General features: G+C 60.5%; 14 protein-coding genes. 7 read left to right on the forward strand and 7 right to left on the reverse strand.

The annotated features are described in order from the left end of the window. Nucleotides 1-371: 371 nt before the first annotated feature. From CGK74_RS10620 to CGK74_RS10630, 3 genes are all read left to right on the forward strand, one after another. Nucleotides 372-1370 (forward strand): CBASS cGAMP-activated phospholipase, encoded by a 999-nt coding sequence (locus CGK74_RS10620; protein ID WP_094268465.1) that lies wholly within the window; start codon nucleotides 372-374, stop codon nucleotides 1368-1370. Further along, complete coding sequence (locus CGK74_RS10625; RefSeq protein WP_094268466.1) at nucleotides 1370-2773, forward strand: CBASS cGAMP synthase; 1404 nt, start codon at nucleotides 1370-1372, stop codon at nucleotides 2771-2773. The genes CGK74_RS10620 and CGK74_RS10625 overlap by 1 nt, the downstream gene beginning before the upstream one ends. 389 nt (nucleotides 2774-3162) lie before the next feature. Further along, entirely contained in the window at nucleotides 3163-4623 is a 1461-nt protein-coding gene (locus CGK74_RS10630; RefSeq protein ID WP_094268467.1) for an IS4 family transposase, read from the forward strand. 86 nt (nucleotides 4624-4709) lie between these two features. On the opposite strand, the gene CGK74_RS10635 is transcribed toward CGK74_RS10630, so the two are convergent. The 5 genes from CGK74_RS10635 to CGK74_RS10655 are packed head-to-tail and all read right to left on the reverse strand — an operon-like array spanning nucleotide 4710 to nucleotide 9170. Next, on the reverse strand, nucleotides 4710-5186 hold the full coding sequence (locus CGK74_RS10635) for a Mov34/MPN/PAD-1 family protein (protein WP_094268468.1): 477 nt from the start codon (nucleotides 5184-5186) through the stop codon (nucleotides 4710-4712). Next, nucleotides 5174-6805 (reverse strand): ThiF family adenylyltransferase, encoded by a 1632-nt coding sequence (locus tag CGK74_RS10640; RefSeq protein ID WP_094268469.1) that lies wholly within the window; start codon nucleotides 6803-6805, stop codon nucleotides 5174-5176. Before CGK74_RS10640 ends, CGK74_RS10635 begins: the two co-directional genes overlap by 13 nt. Further along, nucleotides 6802-7944 (reverse strand): CBASS cGAMP synthase, encoded by a 1143-nt coding sequence (locus CGK74_RS10645; RefSeq protein ID WP_094268470.1) that lies wholly within the window; start codon nucleotides 7942-7944, stop codon nucleotides 6802-6804. The genes CGK74_RS10640 and CGK74_RS10645 overlap by 4 nt, the downstream gene beginning before the upstream one ends. Next, complete coding sequence (locus CGK74_RS10650; protein ID WP_094268471.1) at nucleotides 7938-8939, reverse strand: CBASS cGAMP-activated phospholipase; 1002 nt, start codon at nucleotides 8937-8939, stop codon at nucleotides 7938-7940. The genes CGK74_RS10645 and CGK74_RS10650 overlap by 7 nt, the downstream gene beginning before the upstream one ends. A 6-nt stretch (nucleotides 8940-8945) precedes the next feature. Then, complete coding sequence (locus CGK74_RS10655) at nucleotides 8946-9170, reverse strand: DUF2188 domain-containing protein (RefSeq protein ID WP_094268472.1); 225 nt, start codon at nucleotides 9168-9170, stop codon at nucleotides 8946-8948. Between the two features lie 287 nt (nucleotides 9171-9457). Between CGK74_RS10655 and CGK74_RS10660 the strand changes: the two genes are divergently transcribed. The 3 genes from CGK74_RS10660 (at nucleotide 9458) to CGK74_RS10670 (ending at nucleotide 11857) form a co-directional block, all read left to right on the forward strand. Continuing rightward, nucleotides 9458-9847 (forward strand): helix-turn-helix domain-containing protein, encoded by a 390-nt coding sequence (locus tag CGK74_RS10660; RefSeq protein ID WP_094268473.1) that lies wholly within the window; start codon nucleotides 9458-9460, stop codon nucleotides 9845-9847. A 2-nt stretch (nucleotides 9848-9849) separates the two neighbouring features. After that, on the forward strand, nucleotides 9850-10719 hold the full coding sequence (locus CGK74_RS10665) for an ImmA/IrrE family metallo-endopeptidase (RefSeq protein ID WP_094268474.1): 870 nt from the start codon (nucleotides 9850-9852) through the stop codon (nucleotides 10717-10719). Nucleotides 10720-11176: 457 nt separating this feature from the next. Then, nucleotides 11177-11857, forward strand: coding sequence for a hypothetical protein (locus tag CGK74_RS10670; protein WP_094268475.1), 681 nt, complete (start codon nucleotides 11177-11179; stop codon nucleotides 11855-11857). Nucleotides 11858-12357: 500 nt separating this feature from the next. Here the strand turns inward: CGK74_RS10670 and CGK74_RS10675 are convergent, their stop codons facing one another. Beyond that, nucleotides 12358-13491 (reverse strand): helix-turn-helix transcriptional regulator, encoded by a 1134-nt coding sequence (locus CGK74_RS10675; RefSeq protein WP_094268476.1) that lies wholly within the window; start codon nucleotides 13489-13491, stop codon nucleotides 12358-12360. A 93-nt stretch (nucleotides 13492-13584) separates the two neighbouring features. Between CGK74_RS10675 and CGK74_RS10680 the strand changes: the two genes are divergently transcribed. Further along, nucleotides 13585-14394, forward strand: a complete 810-nt coding sequence (locus tag CGK74_RS10680) for a hypothetical protein (protein WP_094268477.1) — start codon at nucleotides 13585-13587, stop codon at nucleotides 14392-14394. A gap of 830 nt (nucleotides 14395-15224) precedes the next feature. Here CGK74_RS10680 and CGK74_RS10685 read toward each other — a convergent pair. Continuing rightward, nucleotides 15225-17219 (reverse strand): Tn3 family transposase (locus tag CGK74_RS10685; protein WP_133091831.1); only part of this gene is annotated, 1995 nt, incomplete at its 5' end.

Genomic DNA, 17219 nt, shown 5'->3' on the forward strand with positions numbered 1-17219 from the left:
GTTTGTTGAGAAGTCAATTTCCACTGGAAACGGCATAGAGCCTTGGACTTTCGCATGGAGCCGTCATTCAGATGACCGGTCCAATCCGAAACCTGCCGGACGACCTACGGAAGAACCTCGGCCAATCAGGTCATTGGGCTGGCTTGCTGAATCGGTCAGCAATGCGTCGGTAAGCGGCCCTTCAGAGAGAAATCACGCTGGACGGCAGCTTTTCCATTCAGCGAACTCACCCTCCCGACCCTGAGCCGACCTTCGTTAGATCTTGTGCGTAATGTCCGCAAAGCTTTTCCCGGATGTAAGGCCGACAAGTAGGAGAACATATACATTGGACATAGAATACGGTTCCAACAGCACGGAGTCTCGAGGGACCGATGGAATGGAATAAGGACGCACCGTTTCAGGCGTTGGCGCTCACCGGCGGTGGGTTCCGCGGATTGTTCACCGCCAGGGCGTTACAGGCGATCGAGGAGCACGTCGGCGACCCTATCGGACGGCATTTCGACCTTACCTGCGGAACTTCGATAGGAGGGATTGTAGCGTTGGCCGTCGCCTTCGAGGTCCCTATGAAATCGGTCGTCGAAGTCTTCGAAAGCTACGGCCCGGGAATATTCCCTGAGCATGAAACGCCATCATCGAGGCTCGGGAAGCTGAATGACCTGTGGCGTCACAGCAGGAAGCCGAGGTACTCGGCCGCACCCTTGAGGGAGGCGGTCGCCAAGCTGCTCGGCAAAGACGCGCTGCTTAAGGACGCCATCCATCCCGTGGCCATTCCCGCCGTCAACGTGACTCAGGGCGTTCCCCAAGTATTCAAGACAAGGCACAAGGAAGAATGGTCCCGGGACTGGCGGTACAAGGCCGTCGATATTGCGCTGGCGACGGCGGCAGCTCCGACCTTTTTCGAGTTGGCGGAGGTCGGCGGCAACCTTTACGCAGACGGGGGCCTGTTCGCCAACGCCCCCGACCTCATAGCCATCCACGAGGCGGAGTATTACTTCGGCGTGCCCATCGATGCGGTCTGGGTGCTCAGTATCGGCACGACGACGAAGAGCTATTCCGTTTCCTTCGGCAAGGGCCGGGAGTTCGGCATCGCCGACTGGATGGAAGGCGAGCGCCTGTTCAACGTGACCATTTCCTCCCAGCAGCAGTTCGTCGACCAGCTGGTGGCGCATCGGCTCAAAGACCGATACGTGCGCATCGACCACGAGCCGTCGCAGGAGCAGGCTAAAGACCTCGGCCTCGACGTGGCGGACTCGACCGCCTGCAGGACGCTGAAAGGCCTGGCGGAGAAAGCGGTGACCGACGTGCTGGGCACCAAGCTGAAGCCGTTTCTCGGGCACTGCCCGCAACTGAAGATCTACAGGGAAGACTGATGGGGCATGCTGCACAACTGTTCGCCGGAAACCGGGACCAAACGCTCATAAAGCGGGTTACCCCGACCTCCGAACAGCGGCAATTCCTGCAAGAGCAGTGGAACGCCCTGGCGGACCACCTGAAGCAACGCCTGCCGGACAGGCACGGCTATCCGGTTTCCACCTGGCTGCAAGGCTCGTACAAGTACGGCACCTTAATAAGGCCGGTGCACCGTGGCGAAGAGTACGACGTGGACGTCGGCGTCTACTTCCATTGGACCGACGAGGAGGTCGCAACTCCGTCGCCCGCCCAGCTCCGGGAATGGGTACAAGAGGAGCTCGTGCTTTACGGGCGGGGCAACGGCGACGTGAAAGAAGTCGTCGCGCCGCCCAAAGAGCGGTGCTCCAGAGTCGTATACGCCCGCCAATTTCATATCGACACCCCGGTCTATCACCTGGATCCGGAAAACGACCGGCGCCGCTTGGCCTGCCTCTCGGACGCCTGGGAGGACAGCGATCCCAAGAAGCTTTACAAGTGGTTCAGGAACGCGGCGAGCGGGGAGAACCGCGAGCAATTGAGGCGGTTGGTGCGGTACCTAAAAGCGTGGGCCTCTGTTTCGTTCGACGAAGCCCCGGAGTCGAGGCCTTCGTCCATCCTCCTTACCGTACTGGCGACCGAGGCGTACCAGAACCTGTGGGAAACCGTGTTGGGCATAGATGACGACGACGCCCTGATCGCCGTCATCAAGAAGGTCCATAACCGCCTCTTCGATAAGAAGGCGGTGCCCAATCCGGTGGACAGGACCGAGGACCTCAACCGGATTTCTGACGCCGGGTGGGAAGGCTTCCTCCCCCGGCTCCAAGGCCTGCTGGACGTCGCGGAGCGCGCGGAAGAGACCGAGGACGAAGCCTCTGCCGCCCTCGTCTGGTCGGAGGCCTTCTCGTTCCTCATGCCGTTGCCCGAGACCGACCAGGTGGAGATCGTGGACGAAAGATCGAACCGGGCCGTGATGGTGCTTCCGGAGATCGAGGTGCAGGTCCACGGAGGAAACCCCAAGGCCGTCCTCGCTACCTATCGGAACGAGGTCCCCTCCGTCGCCAAGGACTGCGAACTGACCTTTCGCATTACCAACCCCCACGTGGTGCCCGAATACGCGACCGTAGAATGGACCGTCCGCAATGAGGGCGAAGAGGCCGACCGGGTAGGCGACCTCGGCCACCGGCGCGCGGGACTCAGGATGCTGACTGCCAACGAGCACACGGCCTACGTCGGCCGGCACTTCATGGACTGCATCGTCAGGCTCAACGGGCGCGTCTATTCCGTCAGAAGGGTCCCCGTGAACATTCGCAACTTGTCGTACCCTCAGCGCAACCCGCCGCGTCCTGCTTATGCGAAGCTCAGAAGCATCCTGCGCCGGCGCTAGTCGCGCCTGTTAGCGATTCATTAAGAGGGCCCGGGCATAGACCCCGAACCGACCCACTCGGCGGTTTAGGCTACCGCACCCGGCCATGATGGCGGTCGCCCATCCGTCATGACTGCCGTTCAAGCGGCGGCTCCCATCTGAAACCGGCCGGACAGCTTACGCGAACTCATCGGCCAATCCGGCCGTCAATGTGCTGATGTGGTGGCAATCCGCCGCCTACCTGCCGTTCAGTCTTTGACTACCGAACTGGATCGAAAGTAAGCGTCCGGCCAGCCTTTCAATTACCCACAAGTGACCTGGGCCGCCCGCGGTAGACCGGTCGTGCGCGCCTGTCCAATCTGAGAGGCGTTGCTCATTCGAGCAACGCACGGGGGACAGGAGTCGCGATCATGCGAACGGTGGATAAGCATGCCCCCGGGCGACGGGCTCAGGACGAAACGCATGCGTGGATCGACCACGAGTTGGCCGGCTGTGAGTTCAAGGACCGGCGGCTGGGGCAGCGGTTGCGCACGCTCCTTGTGCAGTTGTCCGACGGGCCTGGCAGGAGCCTTCCCGTGGCGTGTCAGGACTGGGCCAACACCAAGGCGGCCTACCGTTTCCTTGGCAATGAGCGGGTCAGCGAAGGGGAGATCCTGGCGGGGCATTTCAGCGCCACGCGCGAACGCGTCGCGGCCACCCGCGGGCCCGTGCTGGTTGTCCACGATACGACCGAGCTTTCGTATCGCCGTCAGGACATCGAGCCGATTGGCGTATTGTGCAAATCGCATACACGCAGCTACGGGGGGCGCCCCCGCCTTCACACGGTGTGTGGCATCCTGATGCATTCGAGCCTGGTCGTGACGCCCGAGGGGTTGCCGCTGGGCCTGGGTGCGATCAAGTTCTGGACGCGCAGCCGCTTCAAGGGGACGAATGCGCTCAAGCGTTCGATCAACCCGACACGGGTTCCGATCGAAGAGAAAGAAAGCGTGCGTTGGCTGGAGAACGTCCGGCAGTCGACGGCGTTGCTGGCCGAACCGGCGCGATGCATCCATGTCGGCGACCGGGAAAGCGACATCTACGAGCTTTTCTGCCTTGCTCAGGCGACGGGTACGCATTTTCTGGTGCGCATCTGCGTCGATCGGCTGGCGATCGACGGTGCCCGTACGATCGAGAGCGAAATGGCCGGCGCCCCCTGCCTGGGGCTGCATCGGGTGGAGGTCCCTGACCAACAGGGCAAGACCTGCGAGGCGGTTCTGGAGGTGAAATGCCGCCGGCTGCGGGTGCTGCCACCCATCGGCAAGCAACGACGCTACCCCGCGCTGATGCTGACGGTGTTGCACGCCACCGAGCACGGCACGCCCGTCGGGCGCGAGCGGATCGAGTGGAAGCTGCTCACGGACCTGCCCGTAACCTCCTGCGCGGAGGCGGTCGAGAAACTTGACTGGTACGCGTTGCGCTGGCGGATCGAGACTTTTCACAAGATCCTCAAGTCTGGCTGCAGGGCCGAGGCGGCGAGGCTGCGCACGGCGCCACGCCTGACCAATCTGATCGCCGTGTTCTGCATCTTGAGCGGGCGAATCTTCTGGATGACGCTGATCAGCCGCGTCGCGCCCGGCGCTGCGCCCAGCCTCGCCTTTACGGCGATAGAAATCCAGTTGCTGGATCGGCTGGGAGATCGGAGAGCATCATGCAACAAGCACGGACGCGGACCGCCTTTGTCGTCATACGTGATCCGGTTGGCGAGGCTGGGCGGCTACCTCGCTCGCGCGTCCGACCCGCCTCCCGGCAACACGGTCGTCTGGCGTGGCATGTCACGCCTGACCGACATCCAGATCGGGTTTGCGCTCGGTGTCGAATCTGTGGATAACTGAAAGCGGGACCGGACGCTTACGATCGAAAGTCGGTTTTTGAAGGATCTCGCGGCGGTTGGCCAGCTTCAAGACGAGTTGTTCGTCCCTTATTCGATGGGGGAGAACACCAAGCCTCGGCCTAAGCTCGGTACCAGTTCGACGTACAGCGATTTTCGCCCGACGATGACAGCGAGGGCAGGCCTCCTATCCCGACGTGTGGCCGACAGACGGCTCCACTCCGATCGATCGAAGCCAGACGGGTTAGGGTTGTCCTCCGGATGGGTGTGCCATTCGCCCAAATAGCGGATGGTTCCCTGGCTCGCCGTCCATCGAGCCCGCGCAATGGCTTCATGGCCGAATGGCAATCTCTCAAACAGGTAGCGAGACCGTTTGTCCCATGCCGTAGGGACCGTTGCCTGCTCAATGAGCATGTGAGTCCCATGGACCGAGCCGAGCAGCAGCCCCCCTGCTTCGCAGTCAGAATCACCGACCTGGACGTGCCGGCAGAAGGTCTCCAGCGTGGACCTCGCGAAATGCAGCAGCGTTCTGTTGTCGGCGGCGGCCCAAGAACTCATAAATTGCATAAGGGACACTCCCGATCCCGCGGAGGATCGCAATCGGGTGTCGCAAGCTGCTGGGCGCGGTCGATCAACCTGGTTCGCAACGCGGGGGAATAGACGCCGTTGACCCAATCAAGGGTCATTTCAGCGCCCAGGCTGGCAGCGTGCACCGACACCGAAGCGGGGAATGGCACGTACAAGCCCTCGCATCCATGCCCCGCCAAAATGGCAGGAAGAGGATCAATGGTAGAACGGAGCTCGCCTCTTCTGTTGCTGTGCCACAGGCATCGGTAGCATGCACCAGATGCGTTCGTCCTCAGGAGCGCACGGACAGCCGTTCCCGGCCCCTCGATCCAGACCGAAAGCATGGGAGTCGGAGGCGGATAGTGGCCGCACAGCCAATGCCCGAGGGATTCTTCCCCGGTGGCATCTATGAGCAGGTCCAGCTCTCCCAATTGGGCCTGCCTGACATCCACGGGCAGCGCGCGAATCTCGGCGCCTGGCGCCAAGCGCCTGAGTTCCTTCGCCATAGCCTCGGCTTTGTTCGACAGCAAGTCTGGGAATCCCAGGCGATGGCGCCCGATGTTTTGCGGGAGAAGGCAATCGAAATCCACCAACGTGAGTTTTCCGCCGCAGGTCCCCGCCCCAGCCTTGATCAGCATGTCGGACAGATAACCGCCGATCGTGCCACATCCCACGAGTGCCAGATTCTTACCTGCAAGCGTTTTCGACTTAGGAATGTTCCGCTGGGCGAGATACCGATCGTCAATTCTGACCACAGAGAGGGGCACCACTTTCAGCCCATAGCTCGAATCCCTGCGATCTGCGGTTTTGCTCTTTTGACCAGGACTTTGACGGTCGTAGCGAACCGCAAAGCCATAGGTCATCAACGGAGACTCGATGAGGATCAGAACCCCGTTGGCCTTCTTCCTATCCCCCTCCTTGATACGCTCGTGAATCTTGCGCCGGCATCGGGGGTCAAGAGTGCTTTGCCACGCCAAGATATCCCCAACTGTTTCAGGAGGCCAATGGCTGATCAAAGGGCGAGGTTGAGCACCAGTCTTTACCCGGTAAGTCAGCACGGTTCTATCGGTGACTTGGTAGCCCAGCGACTTCAGCTTCTCATTTGTTCGATCTTCGTTGTCGGTGATGAACCACAAAGGGTAATCATTGGCCTGCGCGACAAGGCATTTCTGTCGCCCTAGATCCTCGCGTTGCATGTCCACGAAACAGTGCCAGCCGTGCCAATAGGCGAAGAACTCCTCCGCGAGGTCTTCGACCATCTCCCCCTGCATGATCTGCCCGAACACGACGGCCGCGCGTTGCAGGCACGCCAGCGACTGTCCGACAGGATCGTAGATGTCCAGAACGACGGTGCCCTTGGCGAGATAGCAAAGCCCGCCATCTGCGCCAAGATGAGGAACCGCTGTGGGCAGCTCTGGAGGAATTTCCAGCAGACGGATACGAGGCAAGTCGAAGAAGGCGGGATCGAGCTGGACCTCGCACGGATACCCCTTGTCCGCTTGGAGCGGGGTCAACCGCCCGTGCAGCCTGAACCAGCCGTCATCCGTCTTGCCAACAAACCCGAAGCCTCGCTGCTTGAAGGCCTCGATCACGTCTGCGACCGCTGCGGCGCTACTCATCCAGCTTTCGTTCGTCCAATAAGTTCGCTAGGACCAGCCGTGGCGGGAGCCGCGGCAATGGTAGCGGCAACAGACACCACCTTGACGCGATCCGGCTCATTCGGAAAGCGCGAGCCAAATTCGCCGCGCATCCAGATACAGGCCTGTGAAGGATTGCCGGCGCCGGTTGCTCCGCGAAGCACCTTCTCAAACTCTTCGAATGCCTTGGCCGCTTCTTCGACACCCGCTTGGCCAAGTCGCTCCGTGAGCGATTCGGACTCATCCACGGGGTTGTTCACCCCCGCACGCAACCGGGCCGGCAGTGCCGCGACGACGTCCAGCAACGCGAGATCGTCACGCCGATCACGCTTCTCAAACAGTGGGGCCGCAGCGGCCATCAACAGGATCGAAGCGGGTCCGCCGCTGGACCATCTCCAATCGCGGAAGGCTTTCAGGTAACGAACGACGCGGCGGAACTGCTCGCCCTTAGCTTCCACCTCGCCCAGGAACCATTCCTTCACGGGCCTGGGGTCGGAGGGCATCCAGTTGCATTCCCGGTGGGCGAGGAGCACCTTGTCTCGAGGCAATGCCGTCCAAGCGTCCTGCTCCGCTTTGATTACAGCGTCCATCAGAGAGTCATACCCATAGCGCCTCACCGAGGCCTCCGCCAGATTGACAAACTCCTGGTCGGGGATCGCGTAGAGGGGGATGTCAATGTGGGCATACGCAGCAATGACGATGCGGATGCACGTCGGCTTGTCGGTGACAAGCTTCCAGCGCTTTTCCTCGACCAGCGGCTTCAAGGCTTCTTCTGCAGCGGCAAAGAACACCGTCGCCGCAGTGCTGGGACGCCTCGTTTGCGAGACGAAGCTCATTGGCAGATAGCAGCCATCATCGACATCCGCCTGCTGAGGGCGTTGTGCCGGGGAGTTCAGCGTCTTGTATGCCCACGACCCTTGCGTAAAAAAGCGTGGCTGCGGCATGTCTTCCGTGTATCCACTTGCCCTAAGTACGCGGGGGATGCCTGTACGCAGGCAGTTCCTGACGTCAGTGCGTGCGCCGGCGATCAAGGCGCGCTGCGCAGGCGTCAGATCCAGCGCGTCGTGCATGCAGGATTCGTCATCAAGGGTGGTGAAGAAGAGCGGGCTCAAGTTCAGCATGCGGCCTCCGGAACATTCTTGTTGGGGCCGTGATAGAAGATGGGAGCGCCGGCCTGGTGCGCTCGAAACGGTTGGAAAAGAGGATCGCCGAGCGCACGCTGCGCCGCGTGGTTTCCGCGATCCTTGAGCGTATTCGTGGCGCCAATGGAAACCCGGTCCAGCGCCTTCACGTCCTTGCTTTGATCTGGCGTCGCCTTGTCGTCGATCTGGAAGTAGTTGTTGCCCAACGCCTGCCGCAGCATGTAGTCCACCGACGACTCCTGGGCGGAGATCACGAGGTCGAAGAGCCCCCCGCGCCACTTGCCGAATCCGCGGTCGAGGCTGGCGCCGCCGCGAACCGTCGCGCCGATGGTCATCGTGCCGATGGCGAGGACCCGAACCAGCGCATCCTGTCTCGGCGCTAGGAACGTCTTGACTTCATGCAATCCGAACAGTCCAGGGGCGTTGCCCACCAGCCCCCCATCCGCGAAGACACCGCGGTCGTTGCGCGCCAGAGGAAAGTAGACGGGCGCGGCGGCTGTCGCCAACGCCACATCAACGACCTTCATGCGGTGATCCAGCTCAAAGGACGGATGGTGCGGTGTCTTGAAGAACTGCCCACGCCCCGTCGAGTAGTTGACTGCCGGCACAAGAACACGATGCTTCAGGTCGCCTATCGTGGTCCCCTGGAAGCGCTCGGTCAGCACTTCTTTCAATCCCGCTGAGTCATGCTTTGCGGTCAACCAGAATCCAAGAAGCTGCCGTGGAAGGCTGCGGCAACCAAAGATGCGGCTGCCCTGTTCTTCAAAGAGTGCCTTGAGTTCGTGGGCCGGAATTTCCGCAGCCAGCCCCAAAGCCAGCATCCCTCCTGCCGATGTGCCGCAAATCAGATCAAAGTGCGAAGCGATCGGACGGCCCAGCGCGGTTTCGAGCTCGGCGAGAACCGTGGCGGTGTACAGGCCGCGATAACCGCCCCCTGACAGGGCGAGCACATGGTAGGTAGGGATGCCCGTCATGGCACTTCAGCCCTTCGGCGGGAAGGGATCGTTGCCGTGGCTGTCCTTGTCACGGATACGGCCATCCGGACGATGGATGACGAGTTCGGACTGCTGGTTGCGTGCGATATCCCTCGCTGCGTCAATGGCCTGTTGCTGGGTGTCGTGCACGGAGGTCGCCCGCTGATTGCCGGCTCCCTTGACGGCCCAACCGTCCTGATGAGGAACAACATGCTGATTCTTGCCTGCCATGATGGCTCTCCTACAGTGGAACTATCGAAGTCCCAGCCGCTCGGCTGGGTTGTCAACGGCCGCCCGCTGTAGCACAATTCGTTGCTCACGCAGACAACAGGAAGGCCAAGCCAATCCAACCTGGAGCAGGCGTAAAACCTGCATCTGTTGTCTGGCTGGACAACAATGTATCAGAGCACGTGCGCCGGTGCAACATGCGTGCGGCGTGCGCCTTTGAACATCAACCGGATGTGGAGGGGCAACAGAGGGCTTGGCCCTTCTTCCCGCAACCGCAAGGATCAGAACTCATGCCGCAAACAGGCCTAGGCGTCGCCCTCAAGACGCTACGCGAACGCAGAACCCTTTCCCTGCGTGAGATCGGCCAGCTATCGTCAGTTGATCATGCTTATGTCCACCGCCTCGAAACAGGCGAGAAGACAAACCCATCCCAAGACTTGGTTGAGAAGCTGTTGAAGGTTCTCAAGCCGGGAGAAAGAGATGCCGCACTCGTGATGTGGCTGGTTGACCACGCAGACGCTGATCCAAGCCTTGTTGAATTCGTGCTACAAGATCCCTCGATCAGCATCGATGTTTTTTCGGCTGCGGCTGGAGTCAGGCATCGGGGAAATGCAAGACCTGATCCCGCGACGCTCGTCGCCCGAATCAAGAAGGCCTTCGACGACGACGAGGACGACTGAGCATGGACGAGGCTGATGTCAGGCAGAGAGCGCGCGCGTTTGTCGCGAGAGTCGATGTTTCGAGCATCCGAGAAGACCTGTCCCCGTATGTGACCGCGGCTAACGCCAAGGTCAAGAAGGATGAGCTTGGCGAGGGGGAGTCTGGCTATACCGTTACCAAGCCGAACGGGAAGCACATCATCACCGTGAATACGCTGGAAACCGAGGAGCGCCAGCGCTTCACTGTCTGCCACGAAATAGCTCATATCGTGCTTGGCTTGGAATCAAGTCACGACGAGGTGCCGTCATGGTCCTTTGCAAAACGACATCCGAACGAGATCGCCTGCGACACGTTTGCCGCTGAACTGCTGATGCCCTATCAGCAATGGCTCTCCGCTGTTCCCAAAGAAGAGCCCTCCCTGGAGCTCATCCAACACATGGCCGACTTGTTCGGCACGTCATTCCCTGCAGCGGCGTCAAGGTTCGCCAGCCTTAGCGATATGGCGTGCGCATTCGTCACCATGGAGCGCGGTGCGGTGCGGTATGCCGCACGCTCCACGTCCTTGCGGCAAGCAGGGGCCTGGATACCTCCCAGGTCGGTAATTCCACCAGGCTCCGTGGCTCACCGAATCCGCTCTTCCGGGAATAGCTCCACAGAGACGGGGGAAGTTTCACAGGACGTCTGGTTTGACGACTGGGAAAAGGGCCTTGACCTCTGGGAACTTTCAAGACATTACCAGCGCACCGATACCACCATCTCCTTGCTATGGTTCGACAGCGACGATTTGCCGGAGATTGAGGTGACCCGCTTCGGCGCACGTGTCGAAGACGATGGAGGCCTGGCTGAACTGACGGGAGAACTGCCATGGCCGGGGCGACGCACGCGCTGCTAGAAGTGCATCGAGTGCACTCAGTTCTTCGGCTGCTTACGCTGGCCGCGACGCAGTTGTCGGATGATTTCTCGGGCCTTGGTATCGTTTTCTACGATTCGCTCGCGGAGCTTCCGTTCCTCCCGCTGGACGTCTCCGGAGACGAGAATATCGACTTGCCGGTTTCTGGCCTCGACTCTGTATGCGACTTGTTGCTTCGAACTGCTAGGACATCATCGCCATGGCACGACGGTTTTCATTTTGTGCACGCAGGCTCACTGAGCCTTACCCACCTTAGCCAGTTTGTCGCTCCGCCGCTACCTGACGACCGTGCTCAATTGCCGCGTGCGAGCGGGGCTCGCCATATGACTGCGCTTCTTGCGTCCCGAGTCAGTGGAATTGTAACCGTTGGCCTTCTGACGCAGGAACAAGTGGTGTCCATCTATGAATCCGGAGAACTTACTTTGCAGAAGTCTCTCAAATGCTACCCGTCAGCCTAACCTATGATGATTTACTGCGCCTGATCCGCGTCTGCGCAGGCGTTGCATTATTTGTGACAGCTGGGATATTGATTTTTCGATGGGGCGAGTTGCAGGTTGCCCCGATGAAGGTACTCTCACAGACTGCCCTCACCGCGATCGGGGTCCCCCCGCTTCTACTACTCCCGTTCTCCAGGTTGAACTGGACTCGGCCATGGCTTGCTTGGTTGTTGGGGCGCCGCATGGTCCACGGCTTATGGTGCGGCGAGTTGATTACCGACTTCAAGTCTGGCGACGACTTCAAGCTGATGGACCCTATCCCTATAGCGTTTGTGATCAAGCAAACCTACTTCTTCCTAACAATACAGTCGTATACCGCAACGCAGCCCGCGCATTCAACGCTCGAGGCATTGGCCGTGGAGCCAAGAAGTGCGCGAGCCCAACTTAGGTACGTCTTTGAAATGCAGCGTCTTCACTTTGGTGAAGACAAGATCACCATTGGACACGGAGACCTCCGTCTAACCTCTGGTGATTCGCGGCTAGAGGGTCACTACTGGACGAATTCTCCAACCAGGGGGCAGATTTGGCTTGAATTGATCACGCGCGATTGTGCTGGCGTCGATTCGTTTGCCGATGCCCAGCGAATCATTTCAAAACATACAAAGCTCGTGGAGGCCGCCTGAATTTCTGATTCAGATTACTGCCATTCTGAAATATGAAATGGATCCCGACTACAAGAGGAAGCTAGTTGCACTTGCCCGACGCATGGCGCCAAATTGGGTATGAAGGCCCAGCGCCCGGAATGAATCACTGAGCGGCCATCCACGCCCCGCGTCCTCAGCGACCGCTTCGGCCGATGAGCACTCATTCGGTTGTCGTTGGTGCAACTGCTCTTCTCAGAAAACAGCCGTTGGGTACCGAGAACATGAACGTCTCTTCGGGGTTGGGTCGAGAGACGCGCGCTTGGTCCGGCGCCGCCTGGTGACCCACGAAGATCGATGGTCCTGATAGAGCTAGGTTCGAACGGCGCTTACCCTCAGAGCATAGGGTTATGATGGGCGCAGAAGCCCTAACCCGCACGTTTTTCCCTTAAATTCCTCCGACTACGTTCGATGCCGGCGATGTATTGCTGGCTTTTGCATCAGCACGCCAGACTCCAAGTCCTGAGATCAAGGACAGGGGATCACTGAGGGGCGGCCGTCGTAATGCATCGAGCGAGCAACACCACGGCTTGCGCCTGCCGATGCGTGCCTGTTTTCGAGAGGATGCGCTTGAGATGCGTGCGCACCGTTCCAAGGCCTATGCCCATCTGCATCGCGATGACTTCCAGTGACTGTCCTCGTCCCAGAGCGCCAGCGACGGCCGCTTCCGTGCGCGTGAACCCAAACAGCTCACGCAGTCTGGCCACTTCGAGTGGCGCTTCAGGGTCTCGGACGAAAATCAGCACTGCTGGGCGCTGCTCACCAAAGGCGACGCTTGCAGGTCGCAAGGGAACAACTTCCAGCGCCAACGGCAGCTGCTGAGGTCGGGGGATGAGTAGGGCAGACCCAGGCGTGCCTAAGCCGCCGCGCGCGGTTTCCAACGCAGCGCGGATCAGGGCTGTCAGCTTGCCCTGCAGGGCTGGATGGTGAAATGAAAGCCGTCCGCCGATCACAGCAAGGTGCTTCGGGTTTTGACGCAGCAAGGTGTCGGCAAGTGGGCTTGCCTGAAGGATGTGGCCGTCAGCATCCACCACGAGGACTCCGCTATCGAGCCGGTCGAGTGCCTGCAAGGCCACTGAATGCTGATGGGATAGAGCCGCAAATCGCTGACCGAGCCGAAGCGCACGTTGAAGGTGCGGCAACACCAAGGCCGCCTGCCGGCGCTCTAGGTCTGAGTAGGTTCCGGCATCTCGCGGCCGATGAATCCCCAGGACGCCGACTACACCGGGCGCTGTTGGAAAGACGGCTCCCAGCATGTGGTGGATACCCAGATGACACAGCCACTCTTGATAGAAACCACTGTGCGCCTGCTCTTCGGGTGTCACCAATTCCTCGTCAGTGATGATGCGCGACATACCGTAGGCCACAGAGCGTTCCACCCAAAGATCACGTCTGTGCCAATCATCAGCCCATGCCTGGTCGCGTTCGGACACCACGAGGTTGCTGGTGCACTCCAGCAGGCTTACCTGGCCACCGTCTCCATGCAGCTTGAGCACGGTGCTGGTCGAACCCAAGGCCTGCGCGAGTTGCGATGCGGTCCCCGGCCAAAGGGCAGGGTCCATCGCGGCATCGTAGAGATGCGCAACGAGCGCTGAAAGGCGGGATTCACGGAACATGGGAAATTGCCTGATTCCTACCCTATTTGGGAGACGAGTTCCTATTCATAACGTATCACAATTCTCAGGACGACTTTCCAATAGGAGCTACGCATGAAAAGCGTTCTGTTCGGTCGCTCCATCTTATGTGCGTTTGCGCTCGCATGGGCTGCACCAGTGTTGGCGCAGACTGTCACACCCTTGGCCAAGATGGACATTGCAGGCGTGCGTATCGGCATGACCGAGGCTGAGGTGGTCAAGGCCGTTCAGGCCTTCGATTCCAGCGCGGAAATGACCAGTAGGTCGGTCGCCTACTTTCCGTATTTCGACGGGATCAATGACCTGCAGACTCCGGAGTTCCTGGATCAAATCAGCTTTCGGACGGCGGATGCGGGTATCGGTGTGTGGTTCGCTTCGCCGCCATCCGAGCCACGTGTATTTGCCGTCATGCGTCGAGGCAGTCCGGCTCAGCCCCCAAGCAGCGAACAGATGCTTTCCGCGCTGACGGCCAAGCACGGTCAGTTCAACGTCCGCTCGGTGCCCCGAGCGGGAGGTGGTGTTGTTGTGCATTGGGATGAGGAGGGCAGGGCGCAGTGCATCGTGTCGAAGGAGCGCAACGGCCAGAGGGGCCCATCATCGAACGCCATGGGAACCTTGGTTCCGCCGAATGCGGTCAAGGTACTTGAGCAGTATGCTCGGCAGGATGTCTTTCGCGATGCCCTTGGCGCGTCGCGGGACGCTTCAAAGTGCGGTACCGTCCTTCGCTACGAGTGGGGGAGTGAGCCTGTCCGCAGTTTCGAGGCTTGGCTGGTCGATCAGGGTGGCATGGTTACTGCGAACCGTAAATCGATTCAGTGGGTGGAGCAGTTGAAGGCGGAAGCTGTTCAGAAGCTGCAGAGTCAAGGAATGGCCCCCAAGCTCTGACTGCAAGAAGCTCCCAAAGCTGACTCGGTTCGTGAAGTACGGATTCGCTCGCGGGGAGATAGGAAAGTGCGTCGTCCCAGACGAGTTGGAGGCTTGAACTCCGGGCCCGGAGTAGGAGCCTGAAAGCATTCGTGACGAGGCCGTGTTCGATCCTGGCTGCCGCGTGGGTTCGGGCGATCTCCCCGAACGTGGCCAGAATCGTTGCGGCGACCAATAGGTGAGACCCTTGCCGTTGCTGAGCTTCGCCGCTGCAGGCTGACTTGATGGCCTTCTTCGAGTAGCCTTCGCCTTCGGCGTTCTCATTCTGAATTTGCTCGCGCGCGAAGGAATGGATAACCATGCATCGAGTCGTTGCAGTCCTCTATGGCGTTGCAGGTCTCTGGTTTCTGCTGCTGGCCAGTCCTCGATCTCTCGGAGAAGCCGCCGTCAAGTACGCGTTTGCCGCGATCTTGCTGTTCTTTGCATACAGGCGTTTCCGCGCCTCCTCGACAAACGCGGCCGAGTATGTCAGACGCGAAGAGGGGACATGGCTGCAGTTAACGGTTTCACCCGCTGCGCCCCCCATCCTGTGGTTTCCTGCTGTTCTCTCGATCATCCTGGGGGCAGGGGTCGTTGGAAGCGGCATGGCTTACCTGTGGGTCCCGGGCTTGATTGTCGCTTTCGTGGCATGGCTGGTCTTGCTGAAGGACCACCGGGGTGGCAATCCCGGAGCGCCTCGCAGTTTTCGCGTGAATCCGGAAGGCATCGAGACGGACGGAACCTTCTTGCGCAAGGACGACATCCATAACCTGCGTATCAGGGGTTCTAAGCCGGAACCGCCGAAATTTCCGTCATCCCAGCTCCAGGCCCGCCACGAGCGCATCCAGGTCGATCATCTTGCCGTCGCTCTGGAAGGTGTAATGCCCGTTCAGCAGGATGTGCCGCCAGGCCGCCGGCGATATCTGGGTCAGGAGAGCGTGCGCCTTGGCGTTGCCGCTCGCCTCGTACTTCATCAGCAGCCGCGAGAGGATGGCCGAGTTGTAGAAGATGACCGCGTTGGCGATCAGCCTGGCGCACTGGTTGCTGATCTCAATTTCGATGTCGGTGCGCCCGGTCAATTCCTTCTTGCCGCCGACCTGGGCGATGGTCGAGCGTAGCTGGTGATAGGACTCGATGCGGTTCTGTGAGCGGTGCACGTTGCGCTCCAGTTGCGGATCGCGCAGGTAGCGCAGCGTGTAGATGCTGCGGATGAGCTTGTCGAACTCGAACACCGCGCGCCGCGTCGGGTTCGGCGCGGTGTAGGTGCATAGCTTGCGGATCAGCGTGCCCTGCGTCATCTCCTTCAGTCCGAGCGTGGCGACGATCTGGTCGAGGTTCGGCTTCTCGCTGACTATGAGATCGCGGTCGATTCTCCCGGCCGGCCGGATCAGGCACTGATCGTACAGCGCCGGATCGTCGGCACTGTAGAGTTCCTTCAACTGATCGCCAAGGTCGGTGAAGCGCGGCTCGAAACGCAGGCCGAACCAGTGCAGGATAGCGAAGTTGGCCTTGTTGACGCTGTGCATGTCGCCGGTGATCGCGGTCGGCACGATGTCCGACGTGTTGCGATACCAGATGTCGAACACGTGATGGGCCTCGTAATCGTGCGCGCCGATCAGGTAGCCGTTGAGCGGCACGTGGTTGCACAGCAGCGTGTAGGCGACCACGCCCTTGCCGCGCCCAAAGTATTTGCGCGAGTGGCGCGCTTTCACGGTCGGCCGCTCGACGCCGAATTTCTGACCATCGACGGCACCGTACAGTGCATCGAGGTCGAACGAGTAGTACGGGAAGATCGGCAGCGCGGCGATGGCGTTGCTGATGCAGTCGTTGGCCGCGTGAAGCGTTGCGTGGCGCAGGTACTGTTGGTAGGCGCTCTCCAGCACGTGGTACGGGATGTCGCTGGTGCGTGCCATGACCTGGTTGCCGTGGTTCATCGCCTGCGCGATGATGACCGCCATCAGGCTGTCGGCGTCGGCGACCTTCTTCGCATAGCGCGGCTGCAAAGGCGTCAGCGCCGACAGGAACTGGCACTGGCCGTTGACGAAGCGGAACACGTCGGCCACGTCGCAGAACGGCAGTTGCTCGTAGAACGCCTTCTCGCGCGCCTTCTGGTTCTCGCCCTTGGGCTTGCGCCATGTTAGCTTCTGCGTGTCCTTGTCGTATTCCAGGTGCGTCAGCTTGCCCTGCTTCAGCTCGCGGTTGAAGGCCAGCCACTGAGAGCGCAGCTCGGTCGCGAGCGCATCGAGCTGTGCATCGAGTGGCTGCCGCAGGAACGGGATGTCGATCTGCGCCAGCACGTCGGCCTTCTCATCCAGCGAAACCAGCTCGTCGGAAAAGTGCCGGTGCTGCAAGCTGTCGTCGAGGTAGAGTTCACCCGACTGGAAGCGCTTCCTGACCTGGCGGTACAGCCAGAACTCGTAGCGGTCGGCATGCAGGCCCGTCGGCTTGCCATCGGCATCGAAGGTCAGCAGGTACGGTCGCAATCGTTTCGGCAGCGTGGCCGCTGGACATTCGGCGAGCGGCCGTTGCGATAGGCGCTGCTGTTTGGCGCACACGTCCTTGGCCCAGGCCAGCGCCACGAGCCACGGACTGCCCGGATCAGTGCCAGCGAGGTCGAGCGCGACATACAGCGGCCGAAGATGGCGGCGGATGCGCTCAGCCAGGCCGTCCACCGCCTGCCAGTGCAAAGCCAGCTTGCTCACCGGCTTCACGCTCATGCGCTGCGCGGTGGTTTGCAGCGTATCGCGGGGCATGATTTTGTAGGTGTCACCGACCGGCACATTGGAGCCAGTTGATGATCGGCACAA

It is taken from the genome of Thauera propionica (assembly GCF_002245655.1).
Classification (GTDB): Bacteria; Pseudomonadota; Gammaproteobacteria; order Burkholderiales; family Rhodocyclaceae; genus Thauera; species Thauera propionica.

Bases quoted from the DNA above. Each gene is read 5' to 3' on its own strand.
- CGK74_RS10620 (WP_094268465.1), top strand. From the start codon at position 372: ATGGAATGGAATAAGGACGCACCGTTTCAGGCGTTGGCGCTCACCGGC.
- CGK74_RS10625 (WP_094268466.1), top strand. From the start codon at position 1,370: ATGGGGCATGCTGCACAACTGTTCGCCGGAAACCGGGACCAAACGCTC.
- CGK74_RS10630 (WP_094268467.1), top strand. From the start codon at position 3,163: ATGCGAACGGTGGATAAGCATGCCCCCGGGCGACGGGCTCAGGACGAA.
- CGK74_RS10635 (WP_094268468.1), bottom strand. From the start codon at position 5,186: ATGCAATTTATGAGTTCTTGGGCCGCCGCCGACAACAGAACGCTGCTG.
- CGK74_RS10640 (WP_094268469.1), bottom strand. From the start codon at position 6,805: ATGAGTAGCGCCGCAGCGGTCGCAGACGTGATCGAGGCCTTCAAGCAG.
- CGK74_RS10645 (WP_094268470.1), bottom strand. From the start codon at position 7,944: ATGCTGAACTTGAGCCCGCTCTTCTTCACCACCCTTGATGACGAATCC.
- CGK74_RS10650 (WP_094268471.1), bottom strand. From the start codon at position 8,939: ATGACGGGCATCCCTACCTACCATGTGCTCGCCCTGTCAGGGGGCGGT.
- CGK74_RS10655 (WP_094268472.1), bottom strand. From the start codon at position 9,170: ATGGCAGGCAAGAATCAGCATGTTGTTCCTCATCAGGACGGTTGGGCC.
- CGK74_RS10660 (WP_094268473.1), top strand. From the start codon at position 9,458: ATGCCGCAAACAGGCCTAGGCGTCGCCCTCAAGACGCTACGCGAACGC.
- CGK74_RS10665 (WP_094268474.1), top strand. From the start codon at position 9,850: ATGGACGAGGCTGATGTCAGGCAGAGAGCGCGCGCGTTTGTCGCGAGA.
- CGK74_RS10670 (WP_094268475.1), top strand. From the start codon at position 11,177: ATGCTACCCGTCAGCCTAACCTATGATGATTTACTGCGCCTGATCCGC.
- CGK74_RS10675 (WP_094268476.1), bottom strand. From the start codon at position 13,491: ATGTTCCGTGAATCCCGCCTTTCAGCGCTCGTTGCGCATCTCTACGAT.
- CGK74_RS10680 (WP_094268477.1), top strand. From the start codon at position 13,585: ATGAAAAGCGTTCTGTTCGGTCGCTCCATCTTATGTGCGTTTGCGCTC.